Raw genomic sequence first — 21823 nt, 5'->3', positions numbered from 1 at the left:
GTGCGTACGGGAGCTACGCCGTCTTCTGCTCCCCCGAACCCCGTCCGCGCGCGTCCCGCGGGATCAGGGTCGGGTTGACGTTCGACAGGACCACGTCCGCCGTGATGACCACGCGGGCGACGTCCTTGCGGGACGGGACCTCGTACATCACCGCCTGGAGGACCTCCTCCATGATGGCGCGCAGGCCGCGGGCGCCGGTCTGGCGGAGGATGGCCTGGTCGGCGATGGCCTCCAGGGCCTCGCGCTCGAAGTCCAGCTCCACGCCGTCGAGTTCGAACAGACGCTGGTACTGCTTCACCAGCGCGTTGCGCGGCTCGACCAGGATCTGCAGCAGGGCCTTGCGGTCGAGGTTGTGGACGCTCGTGATGACCGGCAGCCGGCCGATGAACTCGGGGATCATGCCGAACTTGACCAGGTCCTCGGGCATGACGTCCTCGAACTGGTCCTTGTTCTCCAGCTCGCGCTTGGAGCGGATCGTGGCGCCGAAACCGATGCCCTTGGCGCCGGCCCGGGACTCGATGATCTTCTCCAGACCCGCGAAGGCGCCGCCCACGATGAACAGCACGTTCGTCGTGTCGATCTGGATGAACTCCTGGTGCGGGTGCTTGCGGCCGCCCTGCGGCGGCACGGAGGCCGTGGTGCCCTCCAGGATCTTCAGCAGGGCCTGCTGCACGCCCTCGCCGCTCACATCACGCGTGATGGAGGGGTTCTCGCTCTTCCGGGCCACCTTGTCGATCTCGTCGATGTAGATGATCCCGGTCTCGGCCTTCTTGACGTCGTAGTCGGCCGCCTGGATGAGCTTGAGGAGGATGTTCTCGACGTCCTCGCCGACGTACCCCGCCTCCGTCAGCGCTGTCGCGTCGGCGATGGCGAAGGGCACGTTCAGCATGCGCGCGAGTGTTTGCGCGAGCAGCGTCTTGCCGGAGCCCGTGGGGCCCAGCAGGAGGATGTTCGACTTCGCCAACTCGATGGCGTCGTCGCGCCCTTGGGCGCCGCCGTTCTCACCGGCCTGGACCCGCTTGTAGTGGTTGTACACCGCGACCGACAGGGCCTTCTTCGCGGCCTCCTGGCCGACGACGTAGCCCTCGAGGAACTCGTAGATCTCGCGGGGCTTGGGCAGTTCCTCCCAGCGCACCTCGCTCGTCTCGGCGAGCTCCTCCTCGATGATCTCGTTGCAGAGATCGATGCACTCGTCGCAGATGTACACACCGGGGCCTGCGATGAGCTTCTTGACCTGCTTCTGGCTCTTGCCGCAGAACGAGCACTTGAGCAGATCGCCGCCGTCACCGATGCGTGCCACGGTGTGCTTCCCCTTCGCCTGGGAGACGCCTACGTCCAGCGGCTCCTGGTGCTGCCTTATGTCCGACGGTACCTTGCCGGGCCCCCCGTCCGGGCCCCCCTTGGCACGGTTCACTTTGACGTGCACCGTGTCAAACCGTGCCAAGGGGCGGCAGACGATACAACCTCCCCCGCGCTCCCGACCAGTCGTGAGCTGGGGAATCGTGCTCCGTCAGCGGACGGCTTCGTTGTTCATCTTCCGGGTGGAGATGATCTGGTCGATCAGGCCGTACGACAGCGCGTCCTCGGCCGTCAGGATCTTGTCGCGCTCGATGTCCTCGCGGATCCGCTCGATCGGCGTGGTGGAGTGCTTGGCCAGCATCTCCTCCAGCTGCGAGCGCATGCGGAGGATCTCGTTGGCGGCGATCTCCAGGTCGGAGACCTGGCCACGGCCGGTCTCACTGTACGGCTGGTGGATCAGCACGCGCGCGTTCGGCAGCGCCATGCGCTTGCCGGGCGTGCCGGCGGCCAGCAGGATCGCGGCGGCGGAGGCGGCCTGGCCCATGCAGACCGTCTGGATGTCCGGCTTCACGAACTGCATCGTGTCGTAGATGGCCGTGAGCGCGGTGAAGGAACCGCCGGGGCTGTTGATGTAGACCGAGATGTCACGGTCGGGGTCCATCGACTCCAGGCACAGCAGCTGTGCCATGACGTCGTTGGCGGAGGCGTCGTCGATCTGCACGCCGAGGAAGATCACGCGCTCCTCGAAGAGCTTCGCGTACGGGTCGTACTCGCGGACGCCCTGGGAGGTGCGCTCGACGAAGCGCGGGATGACGTAGCGGGACTCGGCCTGCGGGCCGGTGTACTCGGCGCGCGTACGGTCGTAGAGGCCGCTGCCGGGGAAGTCGTTCACTGTGGGTCTCCTGGGAGCCTTGAGAGGGGCTGAGGCGGTCGGCTGGAGCTTCAGGGGGCTTGCGGAGTCGGGGCCGGTCGCGGTGCACCGGCCGCGCGCCGTCCTGCATCGGCCGTACGCGGGTCCGGACCACCAGCGGTGCCGTGTCGGCCGTGGGAGCCGGTCCCGTGCCGTCGCAGAACGTCACGCGCCGGAGCACGCCGTGCTCCGACCCGCGCCGGTGTGCGCCGGTTACGCCGCCCCGGTGCCGCCGCCGCCCGGCATGCTGGCGGCAGAGGTGATCACGTCGTCGATGAGGCCGTACTCCTTGGCCTCGTAGGCGTCGAACCACCGGTCGCGGTCGGAGTCGCGGGTGATCTGCTCGACCGTCTGGCCGGTGTGGTGGGCCGTGAGCTCGGCCATGCGCTTCTTGGTGTGCAGCAGCCGCTCCGCGTGGATCTTGATGTCGGAGGCCGAGCCGGCGAGGCCGGCGGAGGGCTGGTGGATCAGGATCTCGGCGTTCGGCAGCGCGAAGCGCTTGCCCGGCGTACCCGCGCTCAGCAGGAACTGGCCCATCGACGCGGCGAGGCCCATGGCGATGGTCACCACGTCGTTCTTGATGAACTGCATGGTGTCGTAGATCGCCATACCGGCCGTGATCGAGCCGCCGGGGCTGTTGATGTAGAGGTTGATGTCCTTGTCCGGGTCGGCGGCAAGGAGCAGCAGCTGCGCGGTGATCTTGTTGGCGATGTCGTCGTCCACCGGCTGGCCGAGGAAGATGATCCGCTCGCCGAGCAGCCGGTTGTAGACCTGGTCGCCGAGGCCACCACCGATGGAGGGCTCGCCGGCGGCGGAGGGCATCAGATTCGTCACGTATCCACCTGCTCGTCTTACGACGGCGCCGGGCCGTCTCACGTGTTCTGCTGGGGCCTGGGACCCTGGGCGCACCCGCTGCCGGGCGGCTTCGGAGACTCCCCTGCCCTCGTATCCAAGGACCCTAACGCGCAGGCAGGCGGGTGCCATCCCGGTTTCCCGGACTGTTCGCTGTCAGCGCATGCCGCGCCGTCCGGAGGGGCCCGGTGACCGTGGCCGCCCGGGGTGGGCGGGGCGGTGGAGGCGGCGCGCGGACGGCGACTTGCGGTCACCCTCGCTCGCCCGGGCGATGCTCTCCGGGGGCTGCACGGGCGGGGGCCTCTGCCGCGCCGGCTTCTGCTCCGCCTGGAGCCCTGCTCCGTCACGTCGGGAGCTCTGCTCCGTCGGAGGCTTCTGCTCCGCCTGGAGCCCCGCTTCGTCACGTCGGGAGCTCTGCTCCGTCGGAGGCTTCTGCTCCGTCGGAGGCTTCTGCTCCGTTCGGGGGGCGGCGCTCGTCCGGAGGTTGGCGCTCCCCGGAGGTTCGGCGCTCCCCCGGAGGTTCGGCGCTCCCTCGGAGGTTTGTGGCGCTCCCCCCGGAGGTTAGGAGCTCCCCCCGGAGATTCGGTGCTCCCCCAAAATTCGGCGCTCCCTCAGAGGTTTGTGGCGCTCCCCCAGAGGTTCGGTGCTCCCCCATGGTTCGGCGCTCCCTCAGAGGTTTGTGGCGCTCCCCCCGGAGGTTCGGCGCTTTCCCAGAGGTTGGCGCTCTCCGGAGGCCCACGCTCCCCCGAAGGCCTCCGCCTCTCAGAGGCGGGCGCTTCTCCGGGCAGGGCCGGACGGCCCGGCACCATCGGCGGTCCGGGGACGCCTGCGGCCCCGGAGACCCCGACGGCCCCGGGTTCCGTTCCCGGGGCCGTCGTACTGCTTGGGGGTGACGCGAGGATCAGCCCTCGGTCTTCTCCGCGGCCTTGTCCTCGGCGGCCTTCTCCTCGGCCGGAGCCTCGGCCTCGGCGGCCTCCGTCGCCTCGGCGGTCTCGGCGCCGTCCTCGGCCTCGTCCTCGTCGCTCAGGTCGACGACCTCGCCGTTGGTGTCCTTGACCGTGACGGCCTCGACGACCACCGCGAGGGCCTTGCCCCGGGCGACCTCACCGACGAGCAGCGGCACCTGGCCGCCCTCGACGACGGCCTGGGCGAACTGGTCGGGGGACATGCCGGAGGAGGCGGCACGCCGCATGAGGTGCTCGGTGAGCTCCTCCTGGTTGACGTTCAGCTTCTCGCGCTTGACGAGCTCGTCGAGCACGAACTGGGTCTTGATGCCCTTGACCGCGGCCTCACGGGTCTCGGTCTCGAACTCCTCGGCGGTCTTGCCCTGGATCTCCAGGTACTTGTCGAGGGTCAGGCCCATCTGGCCGAGCTGGTGGTGCTCCAGGTTGTGCTTGCGGGTGTTGATCTCGTCCTCGAGCAGCTTCTCGGGGACGGGCACCTCGACGAGCTCCAGCAGCTTGTCCAGGACGCGCTCCTGGGCCTGCGTGGCCTGGTCGTACTGCTTGGTGTTCTCCAGGCGCTTACGGCTGTCCGCCTTCAGCTCCTCGAGGGTGTCGAACTCGGAGGCGAGCTGGGCGAAGTCGTCGTCCAGCTCCGGCAGCTCACGGGCGGCGACCTGGGTGACCTTGACGGTGACCTCGGCCTCCTTGCCCGCCGCCGAGCCGCCCTTGAGCTCGGAGGTGAAGGTGCCCTCGCCGCCGGCCTCCAGGCCCTTCACGGCGTCGTCGATGCCGTCCAGCAGCTCACCGGAGCCGATCGTGTAGGAGACGCCGTTCGCGATGCCGTCCTCCAGCACCTCGCCCTCGACCTTGGCCTCCAGGTCGATCGTGACGACGTCGCCCTCCTCGGCGGCGCGCTCGACCGGGCTGGTGGAGGCGAAGCGCTCGCGCAGCTGCTCCACCGCCTCCTCGACGTCCGCGTCGGTCACCTCGACGGCGTCGACCTCGACCTCGATGCCGGAGTAGTCCGGGATCTCGATGGACGGGCGGACGTCGACCTCGGCGGTGAAGGACAGCAGCTCGTTGTCCTTCAGCTCCTTGATGTCGACCTCGGGCTGGCCCAGGACGTCGATCTCGGCCTCGTTGACCGCCTCGGTGTAGAGCTTCGGAAGCGCGTCGTTGACCGCCTCCTCCAGGACCGCACCGCGGCCGAACCGCTGGTCGATGACGCGGGCCGGGATCTTGCCCTTGCGGAAGCCCTTCACCGTGACCTGCTGGTTGATCTTCTTGTACGCCGCGTCGAGGCTGTCCTTGAGCTCCTCGAAGGGCACCTCAACAGTGAGCCGAACCCGGGTCGGGTTCAGGGTCTCGACGGCGCTCTTCACGGTAGGTCTCCTTGTGGCTGACTTCTTGGGGTTCTGCTGCGCGCCGTTGCCGGTCGGGCGACCGGGCAGGGCCTCAGCGGATGTCGCGGGCCCCTGAGAGACCTGACAGTGCAGACACACGGGCGCGCAGCTTGCATAGTAACCGGAGGCACTACACGCCCCAAAAGGAGATCTTGAGGGTCCGGGGCCGTGGCGGAACCGCCTCGGTCCGTTCCGGCCGGTGGTCGGGGTGGCGGGATTTGAACCCACGGCCTTCCGCTCCCAAAGCGGACGCGCTGCCAAGCTGCGCCACACCCCGTCGGTGCGACACGTAGGGTACATGCCCGCAGGCAGTGGGGTCGCGGCATTTCGCGAGCGTCGCTCCGGCCTCGGCCCGAGGCGGGAACGGCTCGGCCCGACCGGGAACGGGGTGTGCGACGAGGGCGCACGACCCGCTACGATGCCTCCAGTGCCGCGTTCGCCGATCACCGGCGGGGCGCGGCGCCACGCGTGCGGGCGTAGCTCAATGGTAGAGCCCTAGTCTTCCAAACTAGCTACGCGGGTTCGATTCCCGTCGCCCGCTCCATACACATCAGGGCCAGGTCAGAGGATCGATCCTCTGCCTGGCCCTGATCGTTTCCCGGGGGCGTGTTCAGCCCTCCGCGTCCTCCGCGTGCCCCTCCGGGTGATCGCGTACCTTCCGGCCCCGGTCGACCAGGCCGCTCAGCGCGTCGGCGATCAGCCGGTCCCGGTCGGCACTGGCGTGCTGGTGGACCAGTGCCGCACGGGCGGCGCTGTGACCCACGCGCGCCATCACCTCCCGGGTGCCGGCTCCGGTGGACGCGGCAAGGGTGTTGCCCGTGTGGCGGAGATCATGGAAGTGCGGGCCCTTGATTCCGGCCACGTCGCAGACTTTGCGCCACAGTCGTTCGTACAGTGGCGCGCTCCACCTGGACGCCTGAACCGCGCCCGCTCCACGGCGTGTGGGTCGACGGCGGACGGGATGGGAGCTGGGGTGAGCGGCGGGTGAGGGCGGTGAGCAACGGACCGGCTCATGCCCTCTCGCCCGGAACTGCTCCGTCAGCCTCCTCGGACGCCTCATCCGGCGCGTCACCCTCGGTGCCGGGGAAGATCAGTCGTGCGCTGAGGCAGACCGTCACCAGAGCTCCCAGCATGAGGCCGGTACGAAGCCATCTCATATCGCCCTCCCAGTCCCGAGGGCTACCGAAGACCCTCCAGAGGACGACGGCGACACCGAGCAGGAACAGCGCAATGCCAACGAGGCGGCTTAACCGAGGATGCATGCGCTTCATGATGCACACCCACCGTGGCAGGTGTCATGACGACCACCAGGAAGGACACTGCCGGGCCGACAGGGCCGAGGAGAGCCACACGTGCCCCCTGCATGCCCGATCGCACAGCGACCGGCGGGAATCGAGGGCAACGTCGGCAAGCGCAGCAGGAACGTGCAGGCCGGCGTCCCGCCAGGTGAGACCGGATGCGGATACGCGATCTGCCGGACCGGCTACGCGGGTTCGATTCCCGCCACCCGCCCTGTACGGCTCGGGGCCGGGTGGAGAGTCTTTCCACCCGGCCCCCGGTCCTCCTCTGCAGCCGGTCCCTCCTCTGCAGCCGCTCTTCCATCGGCAGCGACGGCGTGGTCACGGGCAGGCCGCGGCCCGGCAGGGGCACACATGTCCGTACCGCGGGGCCGGCAGGGGCCGGGCCGGCGTCCGCGGCGCGTGCGCGACTGCCCCGGCAGGGCGGTCGCGGCCGTGACCGCGGCTAGAACTGGATCGAGTTGATGGTCTCGGCTATGGAGTTGAGGAACCGCTGTATGTCGTCGGCCATGCCGGTCGAGGCCAGGAAGAAGCCGAAGAGGATGGCGACGATCGCCGGTCCCGCCTTGAGCGACCCCTGCCGCAGGAAAATAATCAGGATGATCGCCAACAGCAGCACCACTGACAGCGAAATGGCCACAACTCATCACACCCTCGGTCGGTCCTCCCGGCCCGGGGGTGCCGACCCCGCGCACCCCCGCCAGAACCATCGTGCCACCAAGACGGCCCGCATATGCGGGCCGTGACGCAACGTCGGCCATCCCACACCCGGGACCCGCGCGTCCACATCTGGGACACCAGCCCCTCGCACAGCAATTCGACCGGCCGTCCGGAACGGAATTCGCCGTGATCACAGCCGGGCACGCACAAGGCGTTCGCAGGTAATTCGAATTACCGCCACAGACGCATCGGGAGCAGCTGAGAGTGACCTGAAACGGGTTGGCAAAAACCGACACAGCGGACATATCTCCAGCGCCACTTGCGACCGTTATGCCCTTTTGATTACAGGATGAACAGGGACAGAAGGGGTACATTTCCTCGGGCATACGAGTACGAACGGTGAAGCCCTGCGGGATGACCGCTTCCTCGAATACGGGTACTCGCGTCGCACTAATACCCCATTCACTGCGCATGTTTTACGGATTCCCGCGGACGACGCTAGGGTGCCTCAGATGTTCACCGCTGCCCCGCCCCCCGCACGCGCGGCGAGCGCGCGGACCGACCCGCCGAGCATCTGGCGGGAGGAAGGTCCGTGACGAATCCGCTGCGACCGCACGGCCGCTCCAGGGCGCCGCTCCCGCCGGCCGGACCGCCGGCGGACGGACTGCCCGCCCCCCGCTCGTCCGAGCCCCCGCGGCAGGCCGCCGGCGCCGCCGCGCCCGCGGCCGGAACGGGCGGACGGCGCGACGCGTTCTTCGACAACGCCAAGTACCTGGCCATCGTGCTCGTCGCGATGGGCCACGTCTGGCAGCCGCTCACCGGCGACAGCCGCGCCGCCGAGACGCTCTACATGGTCGTCTACACCTTCCACATGCCGGCGTTCGTCATCATCTCCGGCTACTTCTCGCGCGGTTTCGACATGCGCCCGGACCGGCTGCGGCGCCTGGTCACCGGTGTCGCCGTGCCGTACGTGGTGTTCGAGGTCGCGTACTCCCTCTTCAAGCGCTGGGGCGACGGCGACCCGGCGCATCCGATCAGCCTGCTCGACCCCTGGTACCTCACCTGGTTCCTGGTCGCGCTGTTCGCGTGGCGGCTGACCACCCCGCTGTGGAAGGTGGTGCGGTGGCCCCTCCCGCTCGCGCTGGGCATCGCCGTCCTCGCCTCCGTCTCCCCGGACATCGGCGACGACCTGGACCTCCAGCGCATACTGCAGTTCCTGCCGTTCTTCGTCATCGGCCTGCTCATGAAGCCCGAGCACTTCCGGCTGATGCGGCGCCGCGAGGTGCGCGTGCTGTCGGTGCCGGTCCTCGCGGCCGCCCTGGCGGTGGCGTACTGGGCGGGGCCGCGCATGAACTCGGCCTGGTTCTACCACCGCGACAGCGCGCAGGAACTGGGCGCCCCGTGGTGGGCCGGCATCGTCATGACGCTCGCGCTCTTCGGCTGCTCGATGGTGCTGACGGCCTGCTTCTTCGCCTGGGTGCCGGGCCGCAGGACGTGGTTCACGGCGCTGGGCGCGGGCACGCTGTACGGGTACCTGCTGCACGGCTTCCTGGTCCAGGGCTCCCGCTTCTGGGACTGGTACGACGTCTTCCCCTGGGTGCGTGAGCCGCTCGGCATGGTCCTCGTCACGCTGCTCGCGGCGGCCGTCGTCACCGCGCTGTGCACATCGCCGGTGCGACGGGCGTTCCGGTGCGTGATGGAGCCGGGGATGGAGTGGGCGTTCCGGCGGGGTGCCTCCGGCGGCTGACCGGTCGGCACGGGCGCGGGCCACGGCCGGGCGGCGGATCCTTCCTCCGCCCGGCTCTTTGCCGCACCCGCTTCACCTGCGGGTTCGCCGTGGCTGGTCGCGCGGTTCCCCGCGCTCCTACGGGATGCCTTCCTCCGCCGTCGCGCCGAGGCCGAGGAGACCGCGCATGTGCGCGTACTTCCGTTCCAGGCGGTCGCGGGTCGCCTCGTCGAGGAGTGCCAGCCGGGACGGGTCCGCGTTGTGCGCCAGGTCGGACTGCTTGACGAGGCGGGCGCCCGGAGTGGCGAGGATGCGCGCGGCGTACGCCTCCGGGGGCTCGCCCGCCCGCTTGGTCAGGGCCCGGACGATCCGCTTCGTACGCTCCGTGAGGGCGGCCTCGCGCAGCCACTCCTCCGACAGCGCGTCGTCCTCGACCGCGTCGTGCAGCCAGGCCGCCGCGATCTGCTCCTCGTCGCCGCCCCGGACGCGTACGCCCTCGGCGACGGCCCGGAGGTGCTCCGCGTAGGGGCGCCCCGCCTTGTCCTTCTGTGTCGCGTGGGCCGCGCGGGCGATGGTCTCGATCTCGGCGAGCGTCAAAGGGGTCACGGCTCCAGTGTCCACAAGCGCGCTGCCCGCGTCCGCAATACTTTGGTAAAGTAACTATTGACGCTTTCTTGACGCTTCCTTTGCACCATCCATACCCCGCGTCTCAGCGGCACCACTGACACCACTGACACCACGTACTTGCACATACATGTACCCCGTGCGCTCGTCGCACATGCCGAACTGGAGGTAGGGCCCATCGGACACGCAGACACCCTCATAGCCATGGGCGGGGCGTTCCTCGCCGCCGCCGTCCTCGCACGGCTCGGCAACCGCATCGGCCTGCCCACCATCCCCCTGTTCATCCTGGGCGGCATCCTGCTCGGCCCGCACACGCCCGGCGTCGTGCTCCTGTCCGACCCGCACGACCTGGAGATGCTCTCCGCGCTCGGTCTGGTGCTGCTGCTCTTCTACCTGGGTCTCGAGTTCCACCTCGACGACCTCAAGGCGGGCGGGCGCCGGATGGCGATGGCCGGAGGCACGTATCTCGCGCTGAACGTGGGCGCCGGTCTGGGCTTCGGCTTCGCACTCGGCTGGGGCACGTCCGAAGCCCTGGTGCTCGCCGGTGTGCTCGGCATCTCGTCGTCCGCGATCGTGACCAAGGTGCTCGTGGACACGGGCCGGCTGGGCAACCCCGAGACCCGGCCGATCCTCGGGATCATCGTGGTGGAGGACATCTTCCTCGCCCTGTACCTGGCGGCGCTGCAGCCCATCCTGTCCGGGGCCGACTCGCTGTCCGCCGCCGCGCTGGACGCGGGCAAGGCGTTCGGCTTCCTGCTGCTCCTGGCGCTGGCGGCGCGGTTCGGCACGCGGATCGTGAGCCGGCTGTTCGCCACCCGGGACGACGAGCTGCTCGTCATCTCCTTCCTCGGTGCCGCGGTGTTCGTCGCCGGGGTGTCGGAGTGGTTCGGGGTGGCGGACGCGATCGGCGCGTTCATGGTGGGCCTGATGCTGGGCAGCACGGCCTCCGGCGAGCGCATACGCAAGCTGGTGCACCCGCTGCGGGACGCCTTCGGAGCGATCTTCTTCTTCGCCTTCGGACTGTCCATCGACCCCGGTGACCTGCCGCTGGTGGTCTGGCCGGTGCTGGCCGCCGTCGCGCTGACCCTGACGATGAACGTGCTGGCCGGGATCGCCGCGGCCCGCATGTACTCCTTCGGTCCGCAGCCGGCCGCGAACATCTCGACGACCCTGCTGGCGCGCGGCGAGTTCGCGCTGATCCTGGCCACGATGGCCGCGGGGGCGGCGCTGGACGAGCGGCTCTCGCCCTTCATCGCCGGGTACGTCCTGCTGCTGGCCGTGCTCGGCCCGCTGGTCGCGGTCCGCTCTCCCTGGCTGGCCCGCGTCCTGCCGGACTTCCGGGAGAAGAAGACGAGGACCCGCGATCCGGAACTGGTGGGGTGACGCCCGCCACCGGGAGGCCCGGCCGCGACCCGGGCCGTCGGGACCCCACCGGAGGAGCCGTCTTACCGCCCGTACCGCCCGACGCCGTACGGGCGGGGTGCCCGCCGCGCCCCGCCCGTACGGCGTCGTCGTCTCTCCCGGCGCCCTGGCGTGCCCGCCGGTCTCACCGTGCCGTGGGACCCTCGCGGCAGATCAGGAGCAGTGCCCGGTCGTCGTTGACGTCCTTGGCGACCGCCTCGATGAGGTGCCAGGCCGCGCCCCGGAAGCCGCCGGCGACATAGCGGTCGGCCTCGCCCGTCAGCCGGTCGATGCCCTCCACGATGTCCCGGTCGGACGTCTCCACCAGGCCGTCCGTGAACAGCATCAGCACGTCACCGGGGCGCAGCGAGCCCTTGACCGGGTCGAACTGGGCCCCGTCGTACACGCCGAGCAGCGGGCCCTCGGCCGTCTTCTCCTCCCAGCGCCCGTTGCCGGCGCTGAGCTGGAGGCCCGGCGGGTGGCCCGCGGAGAAGAGTTCGTAGTCGCCGGAGTCCAGGTCGAGCACGAGGTGGATCGAGGTCGCGAAGCCCTCGTCCCAGTCCTGGCGCAGCAGGTAGCCGTTGGCGGCGGGCAGGAAGTCGTGGGGCGGCAGCGATCCCAGCAGTCCGCCGAACGCCCCGGACAGCAGCAGGGCCCGCGATCCCGCGTCCATGCCCTTGCCGGAGACGTCGGTCAGGACGACCTCCAGGGTGCGGCCCCCGTTGGTGCGGGCCGCGACCACGAAGTCGCCCGAGAAGGACTGGCCGCCGGCCGGCCGCAGCGCCATCTCGCGGTGCCAGCCCGTCGGCAGCTGCGGCAGCTTGCTCTGTACCCGGATCCGTTCCCGGAGGTCGAACAGCATGGTGCCGCCCCGTCGCCAGGGCACGCCCACCCGGCTGCGGAACTGGGCGATCAGCAGGCCGAAGAAGCCGCAGGCCGCGACGACGAGGACGGTGCCGGGCGTCACCCGGGAGGGGCCCTCCGTGTAGGGACCGAGCTGCACGGACTCGACTATGAGCGCGGTCGCGGCGGCCGCGTAGAGCGCGAGCAGGCTGGCGGGGCGCAGCAGCAGGCCGCCCGCGACGATCGGCAGCACGAGCGCGGCCGGGGACACCCACACCGAGTTGATCATCGTGCAGGAGGCGATGACGGGGATCGTCAGCATCAGACCGGCCAGCGCGATCCAGTCCGAGCCGTCGCCGCGGAAGTAGTCCACGGCGGATTTGCGCAGGGCGGTGCGGGCCCGGTGGACCTTCTTCTTCAACCGGGCCGTGAGCGTGTCGGCCGCCGCGCGCCGCTCTCGTCCTTCTGCCATTGATTGGGGACCTTATCCAGCGGACCTGGTCCTGTGCACGGGAGGTCCCACTTGTCCTCCTTCCGAGGGCCCGCTCACGACGAATCTCACACGGATCCGGGCGCCGGCGGCGGGCGGACGGCCGCGGCCCCGGGGCGAAAATGGCTCGCCCGCCCCGGGACCGCCCTGGTAGGCATGGCCTCATGAAGACTGACGTGCGCGTGCTGCGGAAGCCCGACTGGGAAACTTGGTACGGCACGCTCAACCGGGCCTTCGGCGGCGCGCTGGAGTCCTCCAAGGAGCGCGAGCTGTGGGAGGCGCTCACGGAGCACGACCGGTCGATCGGCGTCTGGGACGGCGACACCTGCGTGGGGACGGCTGGCGCGTTCACCTTCAGGGTCACCGTGCCCGGCGGTGCCTCGGTGCCCGCCGCGGGCGTCACCATGGTGAGCGTCGCCGCCACGCACCGGCGGCGCGGGCTGCTGCGGACCATGATGCGGCGGCAGCTGGACGACGTCCGCTCCTGGGGTGAGCCGCTCGCCGTACTGACCGCCTCCGAGCCGGAGATATACGGCCGGTTCGGCTACGGCACCGCCACCCACCAGCTCAACGCCGAGGTGGACACCACCCGGGTACGGCTGTCCGTGCCGCCCGGCACCGACGACGTACGGCTTCGTTACGCGGCGCCCGCCGACGCGCTCGACGTGTGCGAGGCCCTGTACGCGCGCCGGGTGCCCGAGCGGCCGGGGATGCTGGCGCGGCGGCCCGGCTGGGAGCGGCTCGGGGTGCTGGACCCGGGGAACGACCGGGACGGGCAGTCGCCCCTGCAGTGCGTGCTGGCCGAGCGGGGCGCGGACGTCGTGGGGTACGTCCGCTTCCGGATCAAGCCGGAGTGGGACAGGTCGGGCCCGAGGGGCGCCGTGCACGTCAGTGCCCTGGAGGCGCTGGACCCCGCCGCGCACGCGGCGCTGTGGCGGTTCCTCTTCGGCATCGACCTGACGTCGACGGTGGTCGCGCCCGCGCGGCCCGTCGACGAACCGTGGCTGCACCTGGTCTCCGACATCCGCCGGTGCTCCGTACAGATCAAGGACGCGCTGTACGTCCGGCTGGTGGACGTGGGCGCGGCGCTGGAGGCGCGGACGTACCAGACGCCGCTCGACGTGGTGTTCGAGGTCGACGACGCGTTCTGCACCTGGAACGCCGGACGTTGGCGGCTCACGGGTGACGCGAAGGGCGCGAGCTGCAAGCGCACCGACGAGGCCGCCGACCTCTCCCTGTCGGTACGGGAGCTGGGGGCGGCCTACCTGGGCGGGGTGAGCCTGACGTCGCTGGCGGCGGCCGGGCGGGTGCGGGAGCTGCGGCAGGGGGCGCTGGCGGAGGCGTCGGTCGCCTTCGGGTCCGCCGTGGCGCCCTGGCTGCCGCACGGGTTCTAGGCCGCCGCCCGCTAGGCCTGCTGGCAGGCCGGACACCAGAAGAGGTTGCGGGCGGCGAGACCGGCGGTGCGGATCTCGCCGCCACAGATGTGGCAGGGGAGGTTCGCCCTGCGGTACACGTACACCTCGCCGCCGTGGTCGTCGACGCGCGGCGGGCGCCCCATGGCCTCGGGGGTGTGTTCGGGACGGACGGTGTCGATGCGGTTGTTGCGCACGCCCTCGCGCATGAGTTCCACGAGGTCGGTCCAGAGGGCGTCCCATTCCCGGGGGCCGATGTCCCTGCCCGCGCGGTACGGGTCGATGCCGTGCCGGAAGAGGACCTCGGCACGGTAGACGTTGCCGACGCCCGCGACGACCTTCTGGTCCATCAGCAGGGCGGCGATCGTCGTACGGCTGCGCGCGATGCGCCGGTACGCCACCTCCGGGTCGGCGTCCGGGCGCAGGGGGTCCGGGCCGAGGCGGGCGTGTACGGCGTTCTTCTCGTCCTCGGTGATCAGCGCGCAGGTGGTGGGGCCGCGGAGGTCCACGTACGACGTGTCGTTCGCGAGCCGGAGGCGGACCGTGTCGGTGGGCGCCGGGGCGGGTGCCGGGCCGAAGCCGACCTTGCCGAAGAGGCCGAGGTGGATGTGGACCCAGTTCCCGGCGTCCGCGGGGCCGAAGCGCAGGAAGAGGTGCTTGCCGTGGGCCTCCGCCGCGGTGAGCGCCGTGCCGTCGAGCAGGGCCGCCGCGTCCGTGAACTTGCCCTGCGGGCTGGTGACGCGGGCGGTCCGGCCGCCGAACGCCGCGTGGTAGTCCTGGGCCAGGCGGTGGATGGTGTGCCCTTCGGGCACGGGGGCCTCCGGTGGATGCGCGGTGCTGGGTGCTGGTGTTGGTGCTGCGGCCAGTGCTGGTGGGAGTGCTGGCGTTAGTGGGAGTGCTGGTGCTGATGCTGGTGGGAGTGCCGGTGCTGGTGCGGCGCTGGTCCGCGGTGCAGGCACATGCCCGTGGGTCCACGGTTGTGGGCCAACGGTTGTGGGCCGACGGTCGTGGGCCAACGTTCGTGGGCCCACGGTTGTGGACCGACGGTTGTGGGCCCACGGTTGCGGACCGACGGTTGCGGACCGACGGTTGTGGGCCAACGGTTGTGGGCCAACGTTCATGGGCCCACGGTTGTGGGCCAACGGCGTAGGTCCACAGCTATAGCTCACACATGCGGGCCAACGACCGTAGGCCCACGCGTGTGGGCCTACGGGGCGTGCCGCGGTGAGGGGCTCCTCACGCCTCCGGCGGCTGCGGGTGGTGGGCCGGGACCGGGGGCAGCTCGCCCGTCGTCTCGTAGCGCGCGAGCATCTCGATGCGGCGGATGTGGCGCTCGTCGTTCGAGAACGGCGTGCTCAGGAAGGTCTCGACGAACTTCGTCGCCTCGTCCTGGGAGTGCATGCGAGCACCGACCGCGATGACGTTCGCGTTGTTGTGCTCACGGCCCAGCGACGCGGTCTCCGCGCTCCAGGCGAGGGTCGCGCGGACACCCGCGACCTTGTTGGCGGCGATCTGCTCCCCGTTGCCCGAGCCGCCGATCACGACGCCGAGCGAGTCGGGGTCGGCGGCCGTGCGCTCGGCGGCGCGGAGGCAGAACGGCGGGTAGTCGTCCTGGGCGTCGTAGATGTGGGGTCCACAGTCGACGGGCTCGTGGCCGGCCGCCCGCAGCCACTCGACCAGGTGATTCTTCAGTTCGTAGCCGGCGTGATCCGAGCCGAGGTAGACGCGCATGGTCCGAGTGTGACACGCCCGTCCGGGCGGGGCCTGCCGGGGTGGCGAACCCCCGCAATACCCAGGTAACGCTGAAGAACCTCATGGAAACCTCAAGTAACGATCTTGATTCAAAGGTTCAGGAAATCGTTCGCCTCCGATTTACTGGATCGGCTTGTTAATGACCGTTCACCAGTCGCGGCACCGCGCGTGCCCGCGCGTCCCGCACAGCTGCACGAAGGAACCCCATGACCTCGCAGCCGACCATGACGGAGGCCCCGGGCGAGCCCGGCGGCCTTCAGACCGGCCTCAAGCCCCGCCATCTCTCCATGATCGCCATCGGTGGCGTCATCGGTGCCGGACTGTTCGTCGGTTCCAGCTCCGGTATCGCCACCGCCGGGCCGGGCATCCTGCTCTCGTATCTCCTCGTCGGCACGCTCGTGGTGCTGGTGATGCGGATGCTCGGGGAGATGTCGGCCGCGAACCCGACGTCCGGTTCGTTCTCCGCGCACGCGGACCGGGCGCTCGGGCGGTGGGCGGGGTTCTCGATCGGCTGGCTGTACTGGTTCTTCTGGGTCGTGGTGCTGGCGGTGGAGGCCACCGCGGGCGCCGTGATCCTGGAGGGGTGGATCCCGGCCGTGCCCCAGTGGGGCTGGGCACTGATCGTGATGATCGTGCTGACCGCGACCAACCTGGTCTCCGTGGGCAGTTACGGCGAGTTCGAGTTCTGGTTCGCGGGGATCAAGGTCGTGGCGATCGCCGTGTTCATCGTCGTCGGCCTGCTCGCCGTCTTCGGCCTGCTGCCGGGTGTCGACGCCGAGCAGGCGGGCCTCGCCAACCTCACCGACCACGGCGGCTTCCTGCCGCACGGGCCCGGCGCCATCCTCGTCGGTGTGCTGCTCGTCGTCTTCTCCTTCATGGGCAGCGAGATCCCGACGCTGGCGGCCGGTGAGACCGGTGACCCGCAGCGGGCGGTCACCAAGGCCACCAACAGCATCATCTGGCGCATCGCCGTCTTCTACCTCGGCTCCATCTTCGTCGTGGTGACGCTGCTGCCGTGGGACGCGAAGTCGATCGAGGAGGACGGCAGTTACGTCGCCGCGCTGGACTCGCTGGGCATTCCACACGCGGGCCAGATCATGAACTTCATCGTGCTGACGTCCGTGCTGTCCTGCCTGAACTCCGGCCTCTACACGGCCTCCCGGATGGCGTTCTCGCTCGGCCGGCGCGGTGACGCGCCGGGGGTCTTCGCCCGGACGAACGAGCACGGGGTGCCGGTCGCGGCGATCCTCTCGTCAGTGGTCTTCGGGTTCGTGGCGGTCTTCTTCAACTACGCCTTCCCGGACTCGGTCTTCCTCTTCCTGGTCAACTCCTCGGGCGCGGTGGCGCTGTTCGTGTGGCTGGTGATCTGCTTCTCGCAGCTGCGGCTGCGCAAGGTGATCGAACGGGAGTCGCCGGAGAGGCTCGTCGTACGGATGTGGCTGTACCCGTACCTGACCTGGGCGACGATCGCCTTCATCGTGTTCGTGCTGGTCTACATGCTGACCGACACCGAGCACGGCAACCGCGAGATCCTGCTGCTGTCACTGCTGGTGGCCGCGGGTGTGGTCGGTGTCTCACTGGTGAAACAGAGGCTCGACCGGAACAAGCAGCGGCTCACAGGGGTGTGAAGGTGTCCCGGACACGTTCGTAGACGGGGAGGGCGCGGGCCTCGGCGTCGGGGTGGTACCAGGTGTCGATCTCGTACGAGATGCCGCCGCTGCGGAAGCCGAGCGTACGGACGTGCCAGGGCCGCTCGTCGGCCGTGACGGTGTACTCCCACACCACCGCGGGCGCGTTCCGGAACGTGGTCTCCGCCAGCCGGATCCTCCGGTAGTCCCGGCCTTTTCCGGTGGACCGCCTCTCCGTGTCCTGCCACTGCCTCAGCAGGTCGCCGCGGGCCGGGGCGGCATTGGCGATGATCTCCTGTGCGCGGTCGGGCGAGCTGTAGGAGATCTTGGCGTCACTGCGCACGACGCGCTGCCAGTCCTCGGGCGGAACCCACGCGTACAGTCCGGCCTCGCGCCGGGCGCCCGCCGGGAGCGCCGGGAGGGTGGGCGGACGCGAAGTGCCCTCGACGGTGGGGGGCGGTGAGGTGGGGGTGCCGGTACGGGCGGACGGGGCCGCCGCCGACGGCGCCCGGGAGGCACCGTCACCGCTCCCGGGCGAGCCGCCGCCCAGCGCCGGGACGAGGAGTGCTCCGGCTCCGGCCAGCGCCGCTCCCACGACGGCCACGGCGATGCGCCGCCTGGTGCGCCTGGGGTCGGGGGACGGGGTCGGCCGGGTTGGCCGGCCCGGTGTGCCCGGCGGGGTCGGCAGGTCCTTCTGCGTGGGGGTGCGGACGGGTGGCGGTGGCCCTGTGGGGGCGTGTACCGGACCCGACGGCTGCTTGTCCGGCGCCCGGGCCGGGGGCGCGCCCTGGGAGGGGAGCTCGGGGGTGCTTTCCGGGGGCGCCTCGGAGGAGGCGTTCGCCGTGTGGGAGGTGCGGGAGGCGTGAAAGGCGGGTGCGGCCTTCGCGGCCGGCGGCTCCGGCGCGGGTGGGGGCTCGAATGCCGGCTCGGGTGGTGACGGGGGGTCGGGCGCGGGCTCGCACGGCATGGGCGGCAAGGGCGGCAAGGGCGGCAAGGGCGGCAAGAGGTCGGACGCGGGCTCGGGTATGTGCTCACGCGCTGGTTCGGGCGCGGGTGTGCGTTCGGGCGCGGGACTCGCTCCAGGCTCGGGTTCGGGCCCCGATTCACGCGCGGGCGCAGGCTCGGGCACGGGCGACGACCCGGGTGCGGGCGCGGAACGGGGGTCGGGCGCCGCCCCGGGCACGGGTACGGCACCAGGCCCAGGTGCGGGCCCGGGCGTGGGCTCAGCCCCGGGCACGGATTTGGGCCTGGACCAGGGCTCGGGCACGGACCCAGGCCCGGGCGCAGACCCAGGCGCGGACGCAGACCCACGCGCGGGTACGGCCCCAGGCGCGGGCACGGACCCGGGCCCGGGCACGGACCCACGCGCGGGTGCAGACCCACGCGCGGGCGCAGACCCAGACCCGGGCTCAGACCCAGACCCGGGCTCAGACCCACGCGCGGGCGCGGAACGAGGGTCGGGCGCTGCCCGAGACCCGGACGCGGCACCAGCCCCGGGCACGGACCCAGGGTCGGACGCCGCCCCAGACCCGGGCACGGCACCAGGCCCAGGTGCGGCACCAGGCCCGGACGCGGCACCAGCCCCGGGCACGGACCCAGGGTCGGACGCCGCCCCAGACCCGGGCACGGCACCAGGCCCAGGTGCGGCACCAGGCCCGGACGCGGCACCAGCCCCGGGCACGGACCCAGGGTCGGACGCCGCCCCAGACCCGGGCACGGCACCAGACCCGGCTACGGCCCCAGGTCCGGACGTGACCTCAGCCCCGGGCACGGCGCCGGCCTCGGGCCCGAACCCGGCCCCGCCCCGGGGCACGGACCCGCCCCCGGGCGCGCCCTCGGGCTCCGGCTCGATCAAGACCGTGGCGACCCCCGCCGTCGTCAGGGGTTCGAGGACGGTGGCCACCGCCTCCAGGCCGGGGCGGGAATCCGGTTCCTTCTGCAGCAGGGCGGTCAGGACGCCTCGTAGCTCGCCTGCCGCGGCGGGGATGTCCGGTTCCTCGTACAGCACCGCGTGCAGGGTGGCGAGGGTCGTCGCGCGGGCGAACGGGGAGCGGCCGCCGAGGGCCGCGCACAGGGTGGCGCCCAGGGACCACAGGTCCGAGGGCGGACCCTGGGGGCGGCCGGAGATGCGCTCGGGCGCCATGTAGTCGGGCGAGCCGACCAGCATCCCGGCCATCGTGAGCGCCTCCGCGTCCTGGATCGCGGCGATGCCGAAGTCGGTGAGCACCACGCGGTGGCCGTGGCCGTGCTCGACGAGGACGTTGGCCGGCTTGATGTCACGGTGCAGCACTCCCCCCGCGTGCACCTGCCCCAGTGCCGCCGCGAGCTGGAGACCGATCCGTGCCGCCTCGCGCACGTCCAGCGGGCCGTCCTCGCGCAGGATGCCCTCCAGGGAGCGCCCGCCGACGAGTTCCATGACGATCCACAGCCGCTCGCCCTCGTCCACCACGTCGTACACCCGCACCACGCCCGGGTGGTCGATGCGCGCCGTGGCACGGGCCTCCCGCAGGGTCCGCTGCCGGCGGGTGCGGCTGTCCTCCGGGTCGAGGCCGTCGATACGCATCTCCTTGACGGCCACCTGACGGTCGAGCATTTCGTCGGTGGCCCGCCACACCCGCCCCATTCCCCCTTGCCCGATACTCTGGACCAGCCGGTAACGGCGGTTCACCAATACTCCCGGAACACCGCCCCGCTTTATTTCCGGCACCTCCATGCCCCCTTCAACACCTATCACAGAAGAACCGCGAAGTAGCGTGTCGGTCACAACTTCGTGCCACACCAGCATAGTGCGGAGAAATCTTGTGGTACCTCTTCAAGGACCATGAATAAGGACTGTGAAATCGGCGCAGTCAAGGGGGACGCAAGGGGGATGGGCATGATTTCTCTCCGCACGACGGCCACCACGGGATCGCTGCTGGCTGCATCTTGTTCGGCGGCCATGGTCTTCGCCTGCACCGCGGTCGCGGATGACGGAGGAGGCATGAGCGACAAGGGAGGAAAGGCCGTCGACGAGGCACCCGCGGGTGTCGAACTGACGACCATGCTGCCGGAGAAGATCTCCGTCGACAACAGCTCCCGGAAAACCGGGATCACCGCCGCCGTGAAGAATGCAGGCAGCAAGGACAGCGGAAAAATCCGGCTGCTCGTGGTCGGATTCGACGGCCTTACGGTCAAGAATGTGAAGGGCTGCGCAAAAATTCCGGCGAGCGGCCTTCCCGAAGGCGCGAACAGCGGCTTCAGCTGCGCCGTCGACGATCTCGCGGCCGGCGCGTCGAAGTCGTACGCCGTCGACGCGACCTACGACCTGACGAAGCAGGGGAAGATCTGCCTGCCCGTCCAGACCGCCGACGGTTCGAAGACGTACTGGCAGCAGGGTCCGGTCCCGTTCGGCGCGAGCAACCCGTCGCCGAACGCCCCGGCCACCCCGCTGCTGCTCGGCACCGACAACAGCCCGGTCACCCCGGGCGGCGACGAGGCGACCCCGGGCGGCGGCACGCCGTCCCCCGGCACCCCGTCCCCCGGCACCCCGTCCCCTGGCGCGCCGTCTCCCGGCGCGCCGGCCGGTCCGTCGTCCCCCGGCAAGGACGAGCTGCCCCGGACCGGTCCCGCCGACCAGCTGGTGCCGTTCGGTGCGGCCGGGATGGCACTGGCCTCCGCGGGCGCGGCCGGCCTCTGGTGGTCCCGCCGCCGGCCGGCACGGCGGACCTGAGGACTCGCCGCCGCCACCGGAGTGCGACGGCGGCGGGAACATGCCGAGAAATGCCGGAAGGGCCCGCGGCGTGACGCCGCGGGCCCTTCCGGCAGACCGGAACGGTCGGAGTGCTCAGCCGCGCGCGGCGAACTTCCAGGCCGTCGGCAGCACGCCCATCGCCAGCGCCGCCTTCAGCGCGTCGCCGATCAGGAACGGGGTCAGGCCGGCCGCGACGGCGGCGGTCAGCGACATGTCGGTGGCGAGGGCCAGGTACGGCACGCCTATCGCGTAGATGATCGCCTCGCCGACGAGCATCGTGCCCGCGGTGCGCAGCGTCGAACGGTCACCGCCGCGCCGGGCGAGCGCGCCCACCACGGTGGCGGCCAGCATCATGCCGAGGATGTAACCGAAGGCCGGGGCGCCCATGCCCGAGCCGCCCTCGGCGAACCACGGCATACCGGCCATGCCGACCAGCGCATACAGGGCGAGAGACAGGAAGCCGCGACGGGCGCCGAGGGCGGTGCCCACCAGCAGCGCCGCGAAGGTCTGGCCCGTCACCGGCACCGGGGAGCCCGGGACCGGCACCGCGATCTGGGCGGCGACACCGGTGAGCACGGCACCGCCGGCCACGAGCGCGACGTCGCGGAGCAGGGCGGCGGTGCGGCCCTGCGCGGCCAAGGCCGAGAGCCTGGGGGACGGCAGCAGGTCGGCGAGAACCTCGCCCGGGCGGGCGGATGTGGCAGCGGTGCTCATGTTGGGGCTCACCTCGGCAAGGGAGACGGTCGGGAGACACCGTGACGCTATCCCAGGGCGGTGACGCCGACCACCATCACCGCTTGACAAAGGGTGGACGCACGGCTTGGTGGGCTCCGCACAAAGAGCACCGCTTA

The 21823-nt window shown here is 70.9% G+C and carries 18 protein-coding genes, 2 tRNA genes and 1 pseudogene; 6 read left to right on the top strand and 15 right to left on the bottom strand.

The window, feature by feature from the left end:
• Positions 1-13: 13 nt before the first annotated feature.
• The 5 genes from clpX to IEZ04_RS13255 all read right to left on the bottom strand — a co-directional run bounded on the left by clpX (position 14) and on the right by IEZ04_RS13255 (position 5685).
• Positions 14-1300 carry an ATP-dependent Clp protease ATP-binding subunit ClpX gene (gene clpX / locus IEZ04_RS13275; protein ID WP_030569920.1) on the bottom strand — a complete coding sequence of 429 codons (1287 nt, stop codon included), beginning with the start codon at positions 1298-1300 and terminating at the stop codon, positions 14-16.
• 210 nt (positions 1301-1510) lie between these two features.
• Complete coding sequence (locus IEZ04_RS13270) at positions 1511-2191, bottom strand: ATP-dependent Clp protease proteolytic subunit (protein ID WP_189216990.1); 681 nt, start codon at positions 2189-2191, stop codon at positions 1511-1513.
• Positions 2192-2422: 231 nt separating this feature from the next.
• Complete coding sequence (locus IEZ04_RS13265) at positions 2423-3043, bottom strand: ATP-dependent Clp protease proteolytic subunit (RefSeq protein ID WP_037767891.1); 621 nt, start codon at positions 3041-3043, stop codon at positions 2423-2425.
• A 919-nt stretch (positions 3044-3962) separates the two neighbouring features.
• Positions 3963-5387 (bottom strand): trigger factor, encoded by a 1425-nt coding sequence (gene tig / locus IEZ04_RS13260; RefSeq protein ID WP_189216989.1) that lies wholly within the window; start codon positions 5385-5387, stop codon positions 3963-3965.
• Between the two features lie 221 nt (positions 5388-5608).
• Positions 5609-5685: transfer RNA gene (locus IEZ04_RS13255), tRNA-Pro, on the bottom strand.
• A gap of 193 nt (positions 5686-5878) precedes the next feature.
• On the opposite strand from IEZ04_RS13255, the gene IEZ04_RS13250 reads away from it, so the two are divergent.
• Positions 5879-5952: transfer RNA gene (locus IEZ04_RS13250), tRNA-Gly, on the top strand.
• A 66-nt stretch (positions 5953-6018) separates the two neighbouring features.
• Here the strand turns inward: IEZ04_RS13250 and IEZ04_RS13245 are convergent.
• The 3 genes from IEZ04_RS13245 to IEZ04_RS13235 form a co-directional block, all read right to left on the bottom strand.
• A complete protein-coding gene (locus tag IEZ04_RS13245) occupies positions 6019-6270 on the bottom strand; it encodes a site-specific integrase (RefSeq protein ID WP_308429800.1) in 252 nt (83 codons plus the stop codon).
• 148 nt (positions 6271-6418) lie between these two features.
• On the bottom strand, positions 6419-6679 hold the full coding sequence (locus IEZ04_RS13240; protein ID WP_189216988.1) for a hypothetical protein: 261 nt from the start codon (positions 6677-6679) through the stop codon (positions 6419-6421).
• Between the two features lie 472 nt (positions 6680-7151).
• Positions 7152-7346, bottom strand: a complete 195-nt coding sequence (locus tag IEZ04_RS13235; protein WP_189216987.1) for a hypothetical protein — start codon at positions 7344-7346, stop codon at positions 7152-7154.
• A gap of 612 nt (positions 7347-7958) precedes the next feature.
• On the opposite strand from IEZ04_RS13235, the gene IEZ04_RS13230 reads away from it, so the two are divergent.
• Complete coding sequence (locus IEZ04_RS13230; protein WP_189216986.1) at positions 7959-9113, top strand: acyltransferase family protein; 1155 nt, start codon at positions 7959-7961, stop codon at positions 9111-9113.
• A gap of 117 nt (positions 9114-9230) precedes the next feature.
• On the opposite strand, the gene IEZ04_RS13225 is transcribed toward IEZ04_RS13230, so the two are convergent.
• Entirely contained in the window at positions 9231-9698 is a 468-nt protein-coding gene (locus tag IEZ04_RS13225; protein ID WP_189216985.1) for an HD domain-containing protein, read from the bottom strand.
• Between the two features lie 222 nt (positions 9699-9920).
• On the opposite strand from IEZ04_RS13225, the gene IEZ04_RS13220 reads away from it, so the two are divergent.
• Positions 9921-11099, top strand: coding sequence for a cation:proton antiporter (locus tag IEZ04_RS13220; protein WP_189216984.1), 1179 nt, complete (start codon positions 9921-9923; stop codon positions 11097-11099).
• Between the two features lie 163 nt (positions 11100-11262).
• Here IEZ04_RS13220 and IEZ04_RS13215 read toward each other — a convergent pair whose 3' ends face one another.
• Positions 11263-12432 (bottom strand): PP2C family protein-serine/threonine phosphatase, encoded by a 1170-nt coding sequence (locus IEZ04_RS13215; RefSeq protein ID WP_189216983.1) that lies wholly within the window; start codon positions 12430-12432, stop codon positions 11263-11265.
• A gap of 182 nt (positions 12433-12614) precedes the next feature.
• Here IEZ04_RS13215 and IEZ04_RS13210 point away from each other — a divergent pair, with 182 nt between their 5' ends.
• Positions 12615-13844, top strand: coding sequence for a GNAT family N-acetyltransferase (locus IEZ04_RS13210; RefSeq protein ID WP_189216982.1), 1230 nt, complete (start codon positions 12615-12617; stop codon positions 13842-13844).
• 11 nt (positions 13845-13855) lie between these two features.
• Here IEZ04_RS13210 and IEZ04_RS13205 read toward each other — a convergent pair whose 3' ends face one another.
• The gene (locus IEZ04_RS13205; protein ID WP_189216981.1) at positions 13856-14674 is read right to left on the bottom strand and encodes an Fpg/Nei family DNA glycosylase; all 819 of its coding nucleotides are present in this window, start codon (positions 14672-14674) and stop codon (positions 13856-13858) included.
• Between the two features lie 424 nt (positions 14675-15098).
• Positions 15099-15593: a ribose-5-phosphate isomerase gene (locus IEZ04_RS13200; RefSeq protein WP_189216980.1), complete on the bottom strand. Its 495-nt coding sequence runs from the start codon at positions 15591-15593 to the stop codon at positions 15099-15101.
• Positions 15594-15820: 227 nt separating this feature from the next.
• Here IEZ04_RS13200 and IEZ04_RS13195 point away from each other — a divergent pair, with 227 nt between their 5' ends.
• On the top strand, positions 15821-17242 hold the full coding sequence (locus IEZ04_RS13195; protein ID WP_189216979.1) for an amino acid permease: 1422 nt from the start codon (positions 15821-15823) through the stop codon (positions 17240-17242).
• On the opposite strand, the gene IEZ04_RS13190 is transcribed toward IEZ04_RS13195, so the two are convergent.
• A complete protein-coding gene (locus IEZ04_RS13190) occupies positions 17229-17846 on the bottom strand; it encodes a serine/threonine kinase C-terminal domain-containing protein (protein ID WP_189217164.1) in 618 nt (205 codons plus the stop codon). The genes IEZ04_RS13195 and IEZ04_RS13190 overlap by 14 nt on opposite strands.
• Positions 17847-19196: 1350 nt before the next feature.
• Positions 19197-19865 (bottom strand): annotated as a pseudogene (locus IEZ04_RS13185) (serine/threonine-protein kinase); the annotation flags it as partial.
• 252 nt (positions 19866-20117) lie between these two features.
• On the opposite strand from IEZ04_RS13185, the gene IEZ04_RS13180 reads away from it, so the two are divergent.
• Positions 20118-20951, top strand: a complete 834-nt coding sequence (locus tag IEZ04_RS13180; RefSeq protein WP_189216978.1) for an LPXTG cell wall anchor domain-containing protein — start codon at positions 20118-20120, stop codon at positions 20949-20951.
• A 114-nt stretch (positions 20952-21065) separates the two neighbouring features.
• Here IEZ04_RS13180 and IEZ04_RS13175 read toward each other — a convergent pair whose 3' ends face one another.
• Positions 21066-21686 (bottom strand): biotin transporter BioY, encoded by a 621-nt coding sequence (locus IEZ04_RS13175; protein ID WP_189216977.1) that lies wholly within the window; start codon positions 21684-21686, stop codon positions 21066-21068.
• Positions 21687-21823: the final 137 nt, after the last annotated feature.

The sequence above is a fragment of the Streptomyces ruber genome (genome assembly GCF_014648075.1).
GTDB classification, from domain to species: Bacteria; Actinomycetota; Actinomycetes; order Streptomycetales; family Streptomycetaceae; genus Streptomyces; species Streptomyces ruber.
The sequence above is the reverse complement of the archived record's forward strand: the minus strand, read 5'-3'. Positions and strand labels throughout refer to the sequence as shown.

What these genes read in the sequence shown, in the direction of transcription:
- IEZ04_RS13240 (WP_189216988.1), bottom strand. Translation starts at nt 6,679, where the DNA reads ATGAAGCGCATGCATCCTCGGTTAAGCCGCCTCGTTGGCATTGCGCTG.
- IEZ04_RS13220 (WP_189216984.1), top strand. Translation starts at nt 9,921, where the DNA reads ATGGGCGGGGCGTTCCTCGCCGCCGCCGTCCTCGCACGGCTCGGCAAC.
- IEZ04_RS13215 (WP_189216983.1), bottom strand. Translation starts at nt 12,432, where the DNA reads ATGGCAGAAGGACGAGAGCGGCGCGCGGCGGCCGACACGCTCACGGCC.
- IEZ04_RS13210 (WP_189216982.1), top strand. Translation starts at nt 12,615, where the DNA reads ATGAAGACTGACGTGCGCGTGCTGCGGAAGCCCGACTGGGAAACTTGG.
- IEZ04_RS13200 (WP_189216980.1), bottom strand. Translation starts at nt 15,593, where the DNA reads ATGCGCGTCTACCTCGGCTCGGATCACGCCGGCTACGAACTGAAGAAT.
- IEZ04_RS13195 (WP_189216979.1), top strand. Translation starts at nt 15,821, where the DNA reads ATGACCTCGCAGCCGACCATGACGGAGGCCCCGGGCGAGCCCGGCGGC.
- IEZ04_RS13180 (WP_189216978.1), top strand. Translation starts at nt 20,118, where the DNA reads ATGATTTCTCTCCGCACGACGGCCACCACGGGATCGCTGCTGGCTGCA.
- IEZ04_RS13175 (WP_189216977.1), bottom strand. Translation starts at nt 21,686, where the DNA reads ATGAGCACCGCTGCCACATCCGCCCGCCCGGGCGAGGTTCTCGCCGAC.